Here is a 14,343-nt window from a genome sequence, read left to right on the forward strand (position 1 = left end):
AACAAACTCTTCTTACCCTCACTCATATAAAAATCCACCCATTAACCACACAACACCCCCCCCCCCCCCCCCTGCCCCCCCCCCTCCCCCCCCCCCCCCCCGACTCGTTTATATATAGCCAAACGGCTTAACTTTTCGCACCGCCCTATCCCTGGGTTGACAATAGAGTTACGCATGTCGGTGTTTTTCAGCGCCCTCTGTAAATCTTCAGTATGTTTTGAGGGTGAAAGCTGCTTTTGGATTTTGCCGGAGTAGTGTCTTCTTTCACAGTTTATACCATTATCGAATGTATTCTACGTACTGGAGTTTTATTCATTTGGTGAATTAGGAAACGGTAAACACTGGCGCAAGCGTCCGCTTGTGCTTCTATATGATGTGCGGCAGATGGGATGCCTTATGAGTCACAAGCGGACGCTTGCGCCATAGAGAGATCTATGCGCACCAATCAATTGATAATGGTATTATTTGGTTTGAAGCTACAAAAAAGACCCTTAAAAGGGCCTCAATGGTTTATTAATAATGGAACTTGCACTGGATAATGGTCATCTTTTGGTCTATTCCTTTTTTGCCTTCCACAGCATACACTAAGCGGTGTTCACCGGTAATGCGGCGCGACCAATATCCCCTCAATTCATTTTTAAGGGGCTCTGGCTTACCTATGCCTTTGAACGGGTTCCTCTGAATAGCTTTGATTAATGCGTTGATTTTCTCAACTGCATCCATCGTATCCTGCTGCCATTCGCAATACTCTTGCCAGGCCTGTTGGGTAAAAGCTACAGTCACGTTACTTGCTCTGCGTATCTTCCTCCCCTTGAAGGGCAAAAGGCACTACTTGCCCAGTCTTGTGCTGGTCAATCGATCTCTCCAGCGCCTCACGATTAGCTCTTGATCCGAGTAGGTGCGCTGTCTCCATGATGGAGTTATATTCTCTCATAGGCATGAGCACTACAGCATCGTCCTCATTTCCGCGCGTTACGAATATAGTTTCAGCGGTCTTGCTTACCCTATCCAGGTAGCTTTTCATATTTTTCCTGAGTGCCGATGCTGTTATTGCGTCCATACATTGTCTTTTGTGTACAATATAATGTACATAAAAATCCATATACTTGTTCACTTCGAATCCTGTTTTGTTAAATAGAGGTTCTCTCCTGGTCAGCGACGACATGATGGGAGACTTCATCGGGGCGTACGACTACCTGAAAAGCGACAAAGATTGTAATGGTAGACAGATGTCGGTAACTGGCTGTCGGTTGCCAGTTGCTTCGGTCATCCCCACTGATATCTTTTTCTAAACTCACGAGGTGTGCAGCTATTTATTCTCAGAAAAGCAGCATTAAAACGGCTGATAGAATTAAAACCACAGGCAAACGCAATTTCTGTTATGCTTTTATCCGTTGCCACAAGCTTCCTTTGCGCATGAGAAATTCTCTCCTCTGTAATGTATTCACTTAAAGTGCTGCCAAATGATTTCTTGAATATGGCATTCGCATAATCCGCATGAAGCCCGACAGCCTTACCTATATCAGATACTTTAATAGGATTACAATAATTTTGAGCGATATAAATTGCGATCTTCTCAACCTGGCTTATCTCATGAGTATGAATTGAAGCATGATCACTCCGTTGCTTGGGTATAACATTATTCGCCATCCTGATTAAGCGGGCATGCATCTCCAGTAAAGTCACTTCCTCAGAACCGGTATTGTTTATGTCCTTGATCCAATTTTTTAATAAGAATTCATCATACAAAGAGGATTCGGGGCATGCTTCAAGCAAAATCTCTCCTTTCAATATTCTGTCGACAAATAAAGGAGGAAGCTTCCATTCCAGAAATTGTGAGAAAGGGATGGTGCAAACAACGTATGGCTTACTTCCTTCATAAGTAACAATCTGATGCGGAACAAGTCCCCAGAATAACGCCAGCCTTTTTGCCGGAATGGTTATTTTGTTCTCTTGAAAAAGATAGGTTATAGACCCTTCAGAAAAATAGTTTATTTCTATCTCATTATGCCGGTCCGGCTTTCTCATGAGGCTGGGAGTCCATAGCTCACAAGTTAAGCCATAAGGCCGAAATTCATTTCGACTTTCATCAAACGTATGCATAATCTCGGAATTCAGTAAGTTAAACTCAATATACTGGTAGTTTAAATGTGAAATCGAGACTAAACTTACCATCTTATTCCATACCTCCAAATAAACCTGTGAGGAAGTGTGTAAAGAGATTTCAGAATTATATAGTAGAAACGTATACTTTGATGCAAATAATAGAGCTCGGCCAATTTAATTACCAGCATTAGGTTTGTTTTTTTATACATAGAAACGGCCTTTATGCCTCATTTCTAATTCTTAATTTGGTGAAGCACTAGTTTTTTGTCTCGTAGCCAGTTTATATATAATTCAATCTTCCTGCTAATTTATAGTTGATCAATTCCTTCTAAAAAGCACAAAATATGAAACGAAAGTTCTCCCTGCTCCTTGTTCTCCTAACGCTTGCTTCGCAGGCGCTGTATGCTCAGTCAAAGCGAAACACTGACGCGGCCCCGCTGAAACCACGCATAGTTGTCCTCACCGATGTATCGACATGGGAGACAGATGACAGCGAATCGCTGGTCCGGCTCATGGTGCACGCCGATATGCTTGAGATTGAGGGGCTGGTGTATACCACAGGTTGGAGCTTGGACAGCACGCGGGTTGCTTTCTTCAATCTGATACATGATGCCACCGATGCTTACGAAAAAGACCTGCCTAACCTGCGCAAACGCGCTAACCAAAAGGCGCATGTGGCCGATGAATCGAAGCAACGCATTGGCTATTGGCCCAGTGCCGACTACCTGCGGTCGCGGACGATGTATGGCAGCAAAAACAGAGGTATGGAGTTTGTCGGGGAAGGCAACGACTCTCCCGGCAGTGAGCTGATTATTAAGATGGCCGATGAAAAGGATGAGCGCCCGGTATGGGTGCTGGCCTGGGGTGGGGGCAACACGCTCGCTCAGGCTATCTGGCGCGTACGCCAGAACCGCTCGGAAGCAGAACTTCAGAAGTTTCTAAAGAAAATCCGCTTCTATACCATCACGGATCAGGACCGTGATCAGCGCACTCCCTTCGAAATCAGCTCGCATCAGTGGATGCGCCAGGAGTTCGGAAAGGATCTTTTCTTTATTTGGGATGAATCGGCATGGGGCTATCAGAACGGCACAGGAAAGCAGAAATGGGATCAGTATGAAACTCACATCCAGCAACACGGCTACCTTGGGCAGGTATACCCTAAGTATAAGTATGGCGTAGAAGGCGACACTCCCTCATTTCTGTATGTGCTGCCGAATGGCCTAAATAACCCCGAGAACCCCGGAAACGGTGGCTGGGGAGGCTATTTTGAGTGGGAGCTAAGCGAGGACAAGAAGACGGATGCGTATACCAACCACGGCGATAGCAAGGCGCGCGCAGTGTCCAAAAAATACGAGGAGTACTTTTACCCGGCTACTTTTAACAACTTTGCCGCCCGTATGGATTGGGCAAAGGACGGTGCCGGCAATCGAAATCCTAATGTTGTAATCAACAAAGACAAAGGCATTGCCCCAGTTAAGTTTACGCCTAAGCCAGGCGCTACCGTCACGCTAGACGCCTCTGCCTCCGATGACCCTGACGGGGACAAACTGACCTACAAATGGTGGGTTCTTTCGGAGGCAGGCACTTATAAGCAGAACATCACCCTGTCCGATACCAGCGCAAACCGTGTGACGGTTCAGGTCCCCGCCGATGCAGCCGGAAAGAGTTTCCATGTCATCTGTGAGGTAACTGATAACGGAACGCATAACCTGACGGGCTACCGCAGGATCATTATCGAACCGTCTGCTTTGCCTCAAAAGAATTAACGCTGACGCGCAGCTCATACCTGACAAAAGGGAGAAGAGGCAGCCTGCTTTTATCTTTGACTGGAGAGGCCCTATACACGGCACGCCATGCTCACTGCGGATTACGCCATGGGGTTTGGGAAACAAAAAAGCCATTCCTAAACAGAATGGCCTTTTTGTCCCTTATTCAGTAAGGCGCTGCCGGGGCAACTCTCAGGGACTCTCACTACATCATGAAGCGGATTTCTGCCAATTCCTTCCCTATTTGCTGCACTCCTGCCAGTATCCTCTTGGTTTGAGCAGCGGAGGGTTTCTTTATCCCCTTAATGTATTGCGCCAAAAGACTCTGATTCATGCCAATTCTTGCACTAAGGGCTTTGGCGTTAATCACCTTGTAAAACTCAAAGAAGCTCTGCAAATCGAGTGCAAAGTTTATTTCCTCAGCAGTATAAACAAAGCCCTTTTCCTCAAAAGCAAGGTTCACTGCCTCCAGGACGTTCGCCTTTAGCTCGTCATAGTTCTCCCCCTCTGTGGCGATAAAGCTGTTTTTAACCGAGGCAAAGGCACTGTAGCCAGTGTCTTCTTTTGTAACGGTCATGTTTATTTTCGGCTTTCTCATTATCTCTTACTGGTTTTAACGTCTGCTTGCTTGAGTATAGCACTTAGCAGGCCCTTCTTTACTTCTTTGCCTGCATGGTTAGGAACAGTGAGCTGCTGTGGCTTTGTTGGGTGCTGCATCATGACATGGCTCGGCTTCTATATAAATAACGCAGCCTATCTTCTGAAATTTGGTCCATGGCCTAACCCGGAACGGAGTGGTGAAGCGGGACTTCGGTAGTGGCCTGGGCTACGCTTTGGCGTTCGATTTATTTCACTTTACGATTTCCCCTTTATACCTCATTTTTCCTGCTTATCATAAAGCGGCTTCTTATATGACGCACCTAAGCAAACAGCGGCCATACCCTTTGCAGGTATGGCCGCTGTTTGTTTTATATATAACCGGCTTAGCTTTCCTTCGGTTTGTTAGAGCCGCCCTGGCCTGGGTTGGCAATGGAGTTGCGCATGTCGGTGTCGGACTGGATGTTTTGCATGCGGTAATAGTCCATGATGCCGAGCTGGCCGCTACGGAAGGCTGCTGCGATGGCCTGTGGCACTTCCACCTCGGCCTGAATTACGTTGGCGCGGGCTTCCTGCGCTTTGGCACGCATTTCCTGTTCCACGGCTACGGCCATGGCGCGGCGCTCCTCGGCTTTTGCCTCGGCCACGCGCAGGTCGGCACCCGCCTGGTCGATCTGGAGTTTCGCGCCGATGTTCTCGCCCACGTCAATGTCCGCGATATCGATAGACAGGATTTCGTAGGCGGTACCCGCATCCAGGCCTTTCTGCAAGACCAGTTTCGAGATCATGTCCGGGTTTTCGAGCACGCTTTTATGCGAGGTAGACGAACCGATGGAAGTCACGATACCTTCGCCCACACGGGCCAGGATCGTCTCTTCGCCGGCACCCCCAACCAACTGGTTGATGTTGGCGCGCACCGTTACGCGGGCCTTCGCGATCAGCTGTATACCGTCCTGAGCCACAGCAGCCACATTCGGGGTGTTGATCACTTTCGGGTTAACGGAAGTGGTTACGGCCTCAAACACGTTTCGGCCCGCCAGGTCGATGGCAGTGGCCTGCTTGAAGGATAGCGGGATATTCGCCTTGTCGGCAGATATAAGCGCTTTGATCACCATCGGGACGTTGCCGCCCGCCAGGAAGTGCGTCTCAAGCTCGGTGGTGGTCAGGTCGATGCCGGCCTTGGTGGCATTGATCATGGAATTGACGATGAGGCTAGGCGGCACCTTCCGGATACGCATAAACACCAGCTCTGCCAGACCCACTTTTACCCCCGAGAAGAGGGCCGTGATCCAGAGGCTGATTGGCACGAAGTACAAGAAGATCATCAGCGCCACAATGACGCCTGCAATAATTAATAACACGGATAGGTTTTCCATCAGAATGAGGTTAGGAAATAGCTTCTACAATAATTTTATTTTGCTGTAATCGGATGATGCGAACAGGGGTGTTGGGCGCCACGAACTCGCCCTGCGTCTGTACCTCGTGGTGGCGCTCCGCAAACAGCACGGTGCCCTGCGGCCGTAAGGCGGAAATGGTTTTGCCGATTTCCCCTACCTCCAGTACGTGCGGGAACTCCTCGTTCACGTGGCCGCGGTTCTGGTCTTTCAGGGCAAAGTGCGACCAACTGTCGGAGCGGAAGCTGTAGAAAAACGCCAGGGCCCCGATCAGCACAGTGGTGGCCAGCACCACATGGCCGATGGTGGTGCCCAGCGCGGCATACCCAATCCAGATGCCGATGGCTGTCAGCACAAAGCCCAGAATGCCCACAACGGTGGTGCCCGGCACAAAAATCAGCTCTACAATAATAAGAAGCAGGCCGATGCCGATAAGCAGTACAACTGTAATCCAATCCAATAGCATAGTATGAGATGGTTATATAGGTAAATATAGCGAATTACAAGTTGCCAAGTACGAATTATCCATTTATAGCTTTGATTCTTGTTTTTTTATAACGGAACCACGGAGTTGTATGCCGCCGCCGGGGCAAAGAACATGTCGGGCTATTATATAGTGTAAATTATATATGATTCCAATATGAATTGGTCATCATGTATAATCGTTCCTTTCAATTAGTAGAATTCTCATCCTCGGAGCAGGGTTATCTCATTTTAACAGATTCTCCCCTTGAGGGGAGCGAGAGGGGTATTTACATGGGAGAAATCATTACTGATAAGTTGATTTTGGCAAATTAGCTTTGGCACTTATACCTCTATAATCATCTCAAGGGGATTATAGGGAAAAGCGAAACTTCTCTACTCCCCGGGGGACAGGGGTGGGTTATTGTTTGCTGCTACTGCATGAACACCCTCAAACGCGCAAATTCTGTTTGATTAAGCTATAAGCTGATGCCACACACTGTTAAAGCAAAGCGCCGCCCCGGTTCAGGAGGCGGCGTTTTGGGTTATGCCGGTATAATTGCGAGTCCCGAAAAGGGGCAACGAAATTAGTATGCCTTGGCGAAGTAAACGCGTTGCTTGCTTGGCTTGCCAGTCAGCATGTCCACGCCATCTTCCTCCTTGGTGTTGATGGCAATGCAACGGATGGTTGCTTTTGTCTCTTCTTTAATGCGCTCCTCAGTTTCAGGGGTTCCGTCCCAGTGTGCCAGCACGAAGCCGCCTTTTTTCTCGAGCACCTCTTTAAACTCCTCATACGAGTCCACTTTGGTGGTATGCTCTTCGCGGTAGTTCAAGGCACGGGTATAAATATTTTCCTGAATCTCGTCCAGTAGGGCCGGGATGTAGTCAGCGAGGGTGGCGAATTGCTGTGTGCTCTTCTCCTTGGTGTCGCGGCGGGCAACCTCTGCCGTGCCGTTCTCCAGATCGCGAGCCCCGATGGCCAGACGCACCGGCACACCCTTCAGCTCCCACTCGGCAAACTTGAAGCCTGGCCGCTCTGTGTCGCGGTTGTCATACTTCACGCTGATGCCCTGGGCCTCGAGTTCTCTCTTCAGTGTGCTCACCTTCTCGCTGATCTGGGCCAGCTGCTCTTCGCCTTTGTAGATCGGCACGATCACCACCTGGATAGGGGCCAGCATAGGAGGGAGTACCAGACCTTCGTCGTCGGAGTGGGCCATCACGAGGGCACCCATCAGGCGGGTGCTTACGCCCCACGAGGTTCCCCATACGTGCTCCAGTCCGCCGCCTTTCGTGGCGAATTTCACATCAAACGCTTTCGCGAAGTTCTGGCCCAGGAAGTGCGAGGTGCCAGCCTGCAGGGCCTTTCCGTCCTGCATCAGCCCTTCGATACAATAGGTGTCGAGGGCACCGGCAAAGCGCTCGCTTGGGGTTTTTACGCCGCGGATAACGGGCAGCGCGATGTACTGCTCGGCAAAGGTGGCGTATACCTCCATCATCTGCTTCGTCTCGGCGATGGCCTCGTCGGCGGTGGCGTGCGCGGTATGGCCTTCCTGCCACAGGAACTCTGCCGTGCGCAGGAACAGGCGCGTGCGCATTTCCCAGCGCACCACGTTTGCCCACTGGTTGATCAGCAGGGGAAGGTCGCGGTAACTTTGGATCCAGTTTTTATACGTGCTCCAGATAATCGCCTCAGAGGTCGGGCGCACGATCAGTTCTTCCTCCAGTTTGGCGTTCGGGTCTACGCGGAGCTTTCCGGGATTATCGGGGTCTGTCTGCAGGCGGTAATGGGTAACCACGGCGCACTCCTTGGCAAAGCCCTCGGCGTTTTGCTCCTCGGCCTCGAACAAGCTCTTGGGCACGAATAGCGGGAAGTAGGCATTCTCGTGGCCCGTGGCCTTAAACATGTCGTCCAGCACGCGCTGCATTTTCTCCCAGATGGCAAAGCCATAGGGCTTGATTACCATGCAGCCGCGCACGGCAGAGTTTTCGGCCAGACCCGCTTTTTTTACCAGCTCATTGTACCACAGCGAGTAGTCATCGCTTCTCTTTGGTAGCCCCTTGCTCATAATTTAAACTATTTTTATTATATAATGCTTATTGCTAAGGTCTTTGGAACAGAATTTGCCTGTTACGGGTATATAAACCTTATATCATTCAATCCCAAAATTACGTTAATATATTGTACTATGAATAAGGATTTGCACCAATGTGTGTTTATCTTTGATATAGCCTCTACTTAATGAGTACTTTACCAGCACTAGCCATGAAAAAATATACTTTACTCACCTTAGTTCCCCTGCTCGGGCTGATGGCTGTAAGCTGCAGTAGCCCTATCGCCATGCAGTCTACGGAGTACGACGACATGTATTACAGCTCCTCGGACAAAACGGAGTACGTGCAGGAGGCGCAGGAGCCACAACAGCAACAGGCCCAGGTCTATACCCAACAGGAGGAGGCTTTGGCTGAAGGCGAAGTGCTGAACCCCGAGTACTCAGGCAGCGATGCCACGGCATACAATTACGATGAGTACGACGAGTACTATGATGGGCGTGCCTATAACCCCCGCGATAACTGGTATCAGCCCAGCTATTCTTTTGTAGACCCTTACTGGGGAGCAGCGTATTCGCCGCGCATGGCCAGCTACGCATACTACGATCCTTTTTATGATCCCTTCTATAACGACCCCTTCTACTATAATTCTTTTAACAGAAACCCTTACTGGAACAGAGGCCTGAGCATCAGCATTAGTTATGGTATGGGTTGGGGTGGCGGCTTCTACAACCGTCCGCATTACAGCAATTGGTGGCCGGGCAGCTATGGCTACGGCACGTATAACGGATATCGCCAGGGCTATTACCACGGTTTCTATAACGGCTATTATGCCAGCAACCCATACGGTGGGTACGGAGGGTACTATGACCGCCCGATTGTGATCACGAACCCAGTGAAGGTGCAGAACCGTCCGCGCGACTCGCGGGGCGCAGTAGTGACCAACAGGCCGGCCAGTGCTGGCAGACCTGACCGGGGCACTGTAAGAGAAGGTGAAAGCAGCGTGGGTACCCAGGCCGTTGGTCGCCCTTCCCGCAGAAGCGAAGCCAGTGCCACGCCCACAACCACCCAGGAGAGTAGAACAGCTTTGCCAGCCCGGCCTAGCCGCACTACCCGACAGCCCGCCAACACAACGCAACAACAGCAGCAGCAGGAACAGCGCGTGGTAACACCGCGACGCACTGAGCGCCGCAGCGTACCTGCACCGGAGTACAGACAGCCACAGCAGGAACGCCAGCAGCCGCAGCGCGAAAGAACCCGCACCATCGAAAGCCGTCCTTCCCGCACACAGGAAAGCCGCCCGTCGCGTTCGTATGAGAGCAGTAGTCCCGCACCGGCTAGCCGCCCTGTACAGCAAAGCAGCAGTTCTTCCTCCGGCAGCAGCGGCTCTTCCGGCAGCAGTGGAGGTGGCCGCCCTGTAAGAGGGCATTAATCTTATCAACAACAGCACAACCCTAATATTATGAAGAAGATACTTTTGGCCAGCCTGGCAGTGATGCTGGGCTGGGGCGGGAGTGCTTTTGCACAAACCGAGGCAGATGCCCTGCGCTACTCCCAGTTGGGTGTGGCAGGCTCTGCACGCACGCAAGGTATGGGAGGCGCTCAGACAGCATTGGGTGCTGACGTGTCCAACCTCTTCGGCAACCCTGCCGGAATAGGTATGTTTCGCCGCTCAGAGTTTAGCCTTACGCCCGGCCTGCAGTACAGCAGTTCAGACGCCCGTGCAGACAATGGGGCGCTACAGTCCGATGAGCGCAACATCCTGTCCATACCTCACGCGGGCCTAATCCTCTCGAACCGCAAAGGCGATGACGATGCCAGCGACTGGCGGGGCCTCAACTTCGGCATTAGCCTTACCCGCCTCAACAACTTTAACCAACGCATCAGCTACAGCAATACCTCGGTCCCGCCAAACACCATTGTGGATTACTTTGCAGACCGGGCCAATAACAGAGTCCTGGAAGCGGGCAGAACCCTGGAACAAAGCCTGAATGCGGAATTTGGCAACGAAGTATCAATAGAAGGCCTAGCGTACAGCAATTACCTGATCGATATTCTGGAGGATGAGCAGGGGCAGTATGCCGCAGCGCTTTACAGCCTGGGCGACATAGCCCAAAGCGAGGAAATACAGCGCAGAGGGTCACAGAACCAGATTGACTTTGGCGTAGGGACCAGCTACCGCGATAAAATCTATGTGGGCGCATCCATCGGCATCGTAACGACGAATCTGACGCAGGAAAGTATTTTCCGCGAGTCGGGTGCCTACATTGCCAGTTTCGACGAGAACAACAACCCGAACATAGAGGGGAACTATAGCCTGGAGCTGTATGATGACTTTACCACACGCGGCACAGGCGTTAACCTGAAGGTAGGTATAATTGCCCGCCCTATTGATGCCCTGCGCATTGGGGCCAGCATTCAGACACCAACGGCGTATACCCTGACCGATACCTACCAGCGCACATTAGCGTCGACTACTCTACACCCTGAAACTGGAGCGCCGGAAAACATCAGTGCCTCCGAGACACCAGGCGAGTTCTCTTACCGCCTCACTACTCCTTTCCGGGCCTCGGGCGGGGCGGCCTTCTTCATTGGCAAGTATGGCTTTATCACCGGCGATGTGGAGTTTGTAGACTATGCAGGCAACCGCTTTTCGGAGGATACTGAGTTTGGCTCCGGCACTTCCAGTTACTTCTCAAACCTGAACAGCCGCATCTCCGATACCTATCAGTCGGCGGTGAATTTCAAGCTAGGGGCAGAAGGACGGTATGACGTGTTCCGCTTTCGCGCAGGCTACGCGCATTCCGGGGATCCTTACAAAAGTGCCGCTCTGGATGGTGCCGTGAGGTCTGTTTCGGTAGGAGCGGGCGTTCGGGTGCAGAACTATTACCTCGACCTGGCCTTTGTGAGCAGCAAAAGCGATACCCGCTACTCGCCATACCAGTTTTCATCCGATGGGGGAGAGCCGGTGGTAGAGATCAGCAACAAGCAGAACTCTGCGTTACTAACGGTAGGGTATAACTTCTAGCTCATCCTCTCTTTTTAAGAAATCGCAGAAGGCAGCTCTTTTCGGGGCTGTCTTTTTTTGTGCCTGCCGCTGTTTAGCTGAGTTCGTAGGGGCGGGGAGGTATGGTTTTGGCTACGAGGTATGGCAGATCGATATTATTCTCATAAATTAGAGCAAAGAAACACTTACAGACAACACATGCATCATACACTCAAAACTCACTTCTTAACCGCTTTGCTACTGTGTTTCGCCTTCGTGGCGCAGGCACAGCAGAAAAAACAGATCACGCTGGAGGATGTCTACAAGAAAGGCACGTTCCGGGCGGAGTCGGTATACGGCGTGAACTGGATGAAAGACGGCCAGTACTACAGCTCGCAGGTACCCGACGAGCAAAACCGCGTCTACGACATCGTGAAGTACGATGTGACCACCGGAAAACCCGTGAGCACCATCATCGAAGGGGAGAACCTGAAGCCCGCCGGGGCCACCGCCCCCATCGCTTACGACGATTATACCTTTAGCTCCGATGAGCAGAAGGTGCTTTTCTCAACCGAAACAGAGCCAATTTACCGCCGTTCCTCAAAGGCTGAGTTTTATATCTACGACATCGCCTCCCAAAAACTGACCAAACTCAGCAACGGCGGCAAGCAACTGTATGCCTCTTTCTCTCCGGATGCCCGGCGCGTGGCCTTTGCCCGCGACAACAACATGTTTGTGGTAGACCTGAGCACGATGCAGGAAACGCAGATTACGGCCGACGGCAAGTTCAACTCACTTATCAACGGCTCCGCCGATTGGGTATACGAAGAGGAATTCAGCTTTGCGCAGGGCTTCCATTGGTCACCAGACGGCAAGAAGATCGCCTTCTATACCTTCGATGAAACCACCGTGCCGGAGTTTAACATGCAGATGTGGGGAGAGCTATACCCTCAGGACTATAAGTTCAAGTACCCGAAGGCTGGCGAGGCCAACTCAGCTGTAAAGGTGTCGGTGTATGATGTGGCCAGCGGCAAAACCGTAAAGATGGACATAGGCAACGAGGCGGATATCTATATCCCGCGCATCAAATGGGCCAACGACCCGAACCTGCTGTCGATCCAGAAGATGAACCGCCTGCAGAATACCCTCGAGATCCTGCACGCCAACGCCACGACAGGCAAAGCCACCGTGGTGCTGAAGGAAACAGACAAAGCCTACATCGACATCACAGACGACCTGACCTACCTGAAAGATGGCAAGAACTTCATCCATTCGTCGGAGAAGGATGGGTATAACCATTTATACCTTTATACCCTGAACGGCAAGCTGGTGCGCCAGATCACGAACGGCAACTGGGAGGTAAGCGAGTTTGTGGGGTATGATGAGAAAAACGACCAGCTATACTATCTGTCTACTGAGGTGTCGCCGCTCGATCGCCATTTATATAGTATCAGCAGCAAAGGGAAAGGCAAAAAGCGCCTGACAGAAGAAGCCGGCACGCACCGTGTGAACATGAGCAACGACTTTAAATACTACCTGGACTATCATTCTGCAGCCAACACTGTGCCTGCCGTAAGCCTGCACACCGCCAAAGACGGTAAGCTGATAAAAGTGCTGGAGGATAACCAGAAGCTGAAGAATACCCTGGCGCAGTATAACATCGCGAAGCAGGAGTTCTTTACCACCACTACAGAAGATGGCACAAAGCTGAACGGCTGGATGATCAAGCCAACCGATTTCGACCCGAACAAGAAGTACCCGGTGTTGATGTTCGTATATGGCGGGCCGGGTTCACAGACGGTAACCAATAGCTGGGGCGGTAGCAACTACCTGTGGTATCAGGTGCTGGCCGACAAAGGCCTTATTATAGTAAGCGTGGACAACCGCGGTACAGGTGCCCGTGGCGCTGCCTTTAAGAAGGAGACCTACGCCAATCTGGGCAAGTATGAAATAGAGGATCAGATTGAGGCAGCGAATTGGCTGGGCAAGCAGTCTTATATAGATAAGGACCGCATCGGTATTTGGGGCCATAGCTTCGGCGGATACATGACTTTACTGGGGCTGACTAAAGGTGATGGCATCTTCAGAGCGGGCATCTCGGTGGCCCCGGTTACCAACTGGCGTTTCTACGACTCGATCTATACAGAGCGCTACCTGAAAACACCGCAGGAGAATGCCGCAGGCTACGACGACAATTCACCGCTTTCGTTTGCTGACCAACTCAAAGGCGACCTGTTGCTGATCCATGGCACGGGAGATGACAATGTGCACTTCCAGAATGCAGTAGCCATGCAGGATGCCCTGATCGACGCCAACAAGCAGTTCGAGAGCTTCTACTACCCGAACCGTAACCACGGCATCTACGGAGGCAACACATACCTGCATCGGTTTACAATGATGACAGACTTCCTACAGCGAAAGCTGATTAACCCGACAGGTAGTCTTATGAACCAGTAAGGAGCAGTAATGCATCAATTACCAAAGGGCCCGCCAGTAATGGTGGGCCCTTCTGTTTTTTAATAAAGATAGGTGAGGGAGATGGTATAGCAATGGTAGACCTGTCAGGCCATACCATATATAAAGAGCAGGGCTGTATATAAAGAGCAGGGCTGTTTCGTTCGCTATTTTACTGGCGCCCCGAAAGCTTTCGGGGTGCCTAAAAATGATGGCGCGTTTGTAACTCGACTGGGCCACAGGCACAACTTTTCCCTGCACGCACGAGGCGCGAGCGAGGCAAGGCTAGAATAAAACGCCCCTGTATAAAGAAGCCATACCCCCGAAGCGGCACGCGGAGATAACATCCATAAAAAGTTTTCACAGCGAACCACAGGCAATCAGCCACTTACTGTTTTTTCGCCCCTTTTCACGGGATTTTTTCAACTGCATCGCTTGCCTCTTTGCATTAATCCCCTACTTTTGCATCCCGGTTCAGCAGGAACGTCGGGGATTGAGGGTGAGAGGAGGGGCAGGGAGCTTTAAAAAT

At 51.1% G+C, this 14,343-nt stretch carries 12 protein-coding genes; 4 read left to right on the forward strand and 8 right to left on the reverse strand.

Annotated elements, in window-relative coordinates; all coding sequences use genetic code 11:
- Positions 1 to 513: 513 nt before the first annotated feature.
- The 3 genes from MKJ04_RS22140 to MKJ04_RS22150 all read right to left on the reverse strand — a co-directional run bounded on the left by MKJ04_RS22140 (position 514) and on the right by MKJ04_RS22150 (position 2,028).
- On the reverse strand, positions 514 to 783 hold the full coding sequence (locus MKJ04_RS22140; RefSeq protein WP_241644294.1) for a Txe/YoeB family addiction module toxin: 270 nt from the start codon (positions 781 to 783) through the stop codon (positions 514 to 516).
- 1 nt (position 784) lies between these two features.
- Entirely contained in the window at positions 785 to 1,060 is a 276-nt protein-coding gene (locus MKJ04_RS22145) for a type II toxin-antitoxin system Phd/YefM family antitoxin (RefSeq protein ID WP_241644296.1), read from the reverse strand.
- 206 nt (positions 1,061 to 1,266) lie between these two features.
- The gene (locus tag MKJ04_RS22150; RefSeq protein ID WP_241644298.1) at positions 1,267 to 2,028 is read right to left on the reverse strand and encodes a helix-turn-helix domain-containing protein; all 762 of its coding nucleotides are present in this window, start codon (positions 2,026 to 2,028) and stop codon (positions 1,267 to 1,269) included.
- Between the two features lie 422 nt (positions 2,029 to 2,450).
- On the opposite strand from MKJ04_RS22150, the gene MKJ04_RS22155 reads away from it, so the two are divergent.
- Positions 2,451 to 3,872 (forward strand): DUF1593 domain-containing protein, encoded by a 1,422-nt coding sequence (locus MKJ04_RS22155; protein ID WP_241644300.1) that lies wholly within the window; start codon positions 2,451 to 2,453, stop codon positions 3,870 to 3,872.
- Between the two features lie 205 nt (positions 3,873 to 4,077).
- On the opposite strand, the gene MKJ04_RS22160 is transcribed toward MKJ04_RS22155, so the two are convergent.
- The 5 genes from MKJ04_RS22160 to proS form a co-directional block, all read right to left on the reverse strand.
- Complete coding sequence (locus MKJ04_RS22160; RefSeq protein ID WP_241644302.1) at positions 4,078 to 4,470, reverse strand: hypothetical protein; 393 nt, start codon at positions 4,468 to 4,470, stop codon at positions 4,078 to 4,080.
- A complete protein-coding gene (locus tag MKJ04_RS22995) occupies positions 4,470 to 4,592 on the reverse strand; it encodes a type II toxin-antitoxin system HicA family toxin (protein ID WP_410896842.1) in 123 nt (40 codons plus the stop codon). Before MKJ04_RS22995 ends, MKJ04_RS22160 begins: the two co-directional genes overlap by 1 nt.
- Positions 4,593 to 4,855: 263 nt before the next feature.
- Positions 4,856 to 5,845, reverse strand: a complete 990-nt coding sequence (floA, locus tag MKJ04_RS22165) for a flotillin-like protein FloA (RefSeq protein WP_241644304.1) — start codon at positions 5,843 to 5,845, stop codon at positions 4,856 to 4,858.
- A 10-nt stretch (positions 5,846 to 5,855) separates the two neighbouring features.
- Positions 5,856 to 6,329 carry an NfeD family protein gene (locus MKJ04_RS22170; protein WP_241644306.1) on the reverse strand — a complete coding sequence of 158 codons (474 nt, stop codon included), beginning with the start codon at positions 6,327 to 6,329 and terminating at the stop codon, positions 5,856 to 5,858.
- A gap of 583 nt (positions 6,330 to 6,912) precedes the next feature.
- Complete coding sequence (gene proS, locus MKJ04_RS22175) at positions 6,913 to 8,391, reverse strand: proline--tRNA ligase (protein ID WP_241644308.1); 1,479 nt, start codon at positions 8,389 to 8,391, stop codon at positions 6,913 to 6,915.
- A 197-nt stretch (positions 8,392 to 8,588) separates the two neighbouring features.
- Between proS and MKJ04_RS22180 the strand changes: the two genes are divergently transcribed.
- The 3 genes from MKJ04_RS22180 (at position 8,589) to MKJ04_RS22190 (ending at position 13,817) form a co-directional block, all read left to right on the forward strand.
- A complete protein-coding gene (locus MKJ04_RS22180; protein WP_241644310.1) occupies positions 8,589 to 9,806 on the forward strand; it encodes a hypothetical protein in 1,218 nt (405 codons plus the stop codon).
- Positions 9,807 to 9,836: 30 nt separating this feature from the next.
- Complete coding sequence (locus MKJ04_RS22185; protein ID WP_241644312.1) at positions 9,837 to 11,402, forward strand: OmpP1/FadL family transporter; 1,566 nt, start codon at positions 9,837 to 9,839, stop codon at positions 11,400 to 11,402.
- Positions 11,403 to 11,579: 177 nt separating this feature from the next.
- Positions 11,580 to 13,817 carry a S9 family peptidase gene (locus MKJ04_RS22190; protein ID WP_241644314.1) on the forward strand — a complete coding sequence of 746 codons (2,238 nt, stop codon included), beginning with the start codon at positions 11,580 to 11,582 and terminating at the stop codon, positions 13,815 to 13,817.
- The last annotated feature ends 526 nt before the right edge of the window (positions 13,818 to 14,343 follow it).

The organism is Pontibacter sp. E15-1, from assembly GCF_022601975.1.
Taxonomy (GTDB): Bacteria; Bacteroidota; Bacteroidia; order Cytophagales; family Hymenobacteraceae; genus Pontibacter.

Excerpts from the sequence above, each read along its gene's own strand:
- MKJ04_RS22145 (WP_241644296.1), bottom strand. The coding sequence starts at position 1,060 with ATGGACGCAATAACAGCATCGGCACTCAGGAAAAATATGAAAAGCTAC.
- MKJ04_RS22150 (WP_241644298.1), bottom strand. The coding sequence starts at position 2,028 with ATGAGAAAGCCGGACCGGCATAATGAGATAGAAATAAACTATTTTTCT.
- MKJ04_RS22155 (WP_241644300.1), top strand. The coding sequence starts at position 2,451 with ATGAAACGAAAGTTCTCCCTGCTCCTTGTTCTCCTAACGCTTGCTTCG.
- MKJ04_RS22160 (WP_241644302.1), bottom strand. The coding sequence starts at position 4,470 with ATGAGAAAGCCGAAAATAAACATGACCGTTACAAAAGAAGACACTGGC.
- MKJ04_RS22995 (WP_410896842.1), bottom strand. The coding sequence starts at position 4,592 with ATGATGCAGCACCCAACAAAGCCACAGCAGCTCACTGTTCCTAACCAT.
- floA (WP_241644304.1), bottom strand. The coding sequence starts at position 5,845 with ATGGAAAACCTATCCGTGTTATTAATTATTGCAGGCGTCATTGTGGCG.
- MKJ04_RS22170 (WP_241644306.1), bottom strand. The coding sequence starts at position 6,329 with ATGCTATTGGATTGGATTACAGTTGTACTGCTTATCGGCATCGGCCTG.
- proS (WP_241644308.1), bottom strand. The coding sequence starts at position 8,391 with ATGAGCAAGGGGCTACCAAAGAGAAGCGATGACTACTCGCTGTGGTAC.
- MKJ04_RS22180 (WP_241644310.1), top strand. The coding sequence starts at position 8,589 with ATGAAAAAATATACTTTACTCACCTTAGTTCCCCTGCTCGGGCTGATG.
- MKJ04_RS22185 (WP_241644312.1), top strand. The coding sequence starts at position 9,837 with ATGAAGAAGATACTTTTGGCCAGCCTGGCAGTGATGCTGGGCTGGGGC.
- MKJ04_RS22190 (WP_241644314.1), top strand. The coding sequence starts at position 11,580 with ATGCATCATACACTCAAAACTCACTTCTTAACCGCTTTGCTACTGTGT.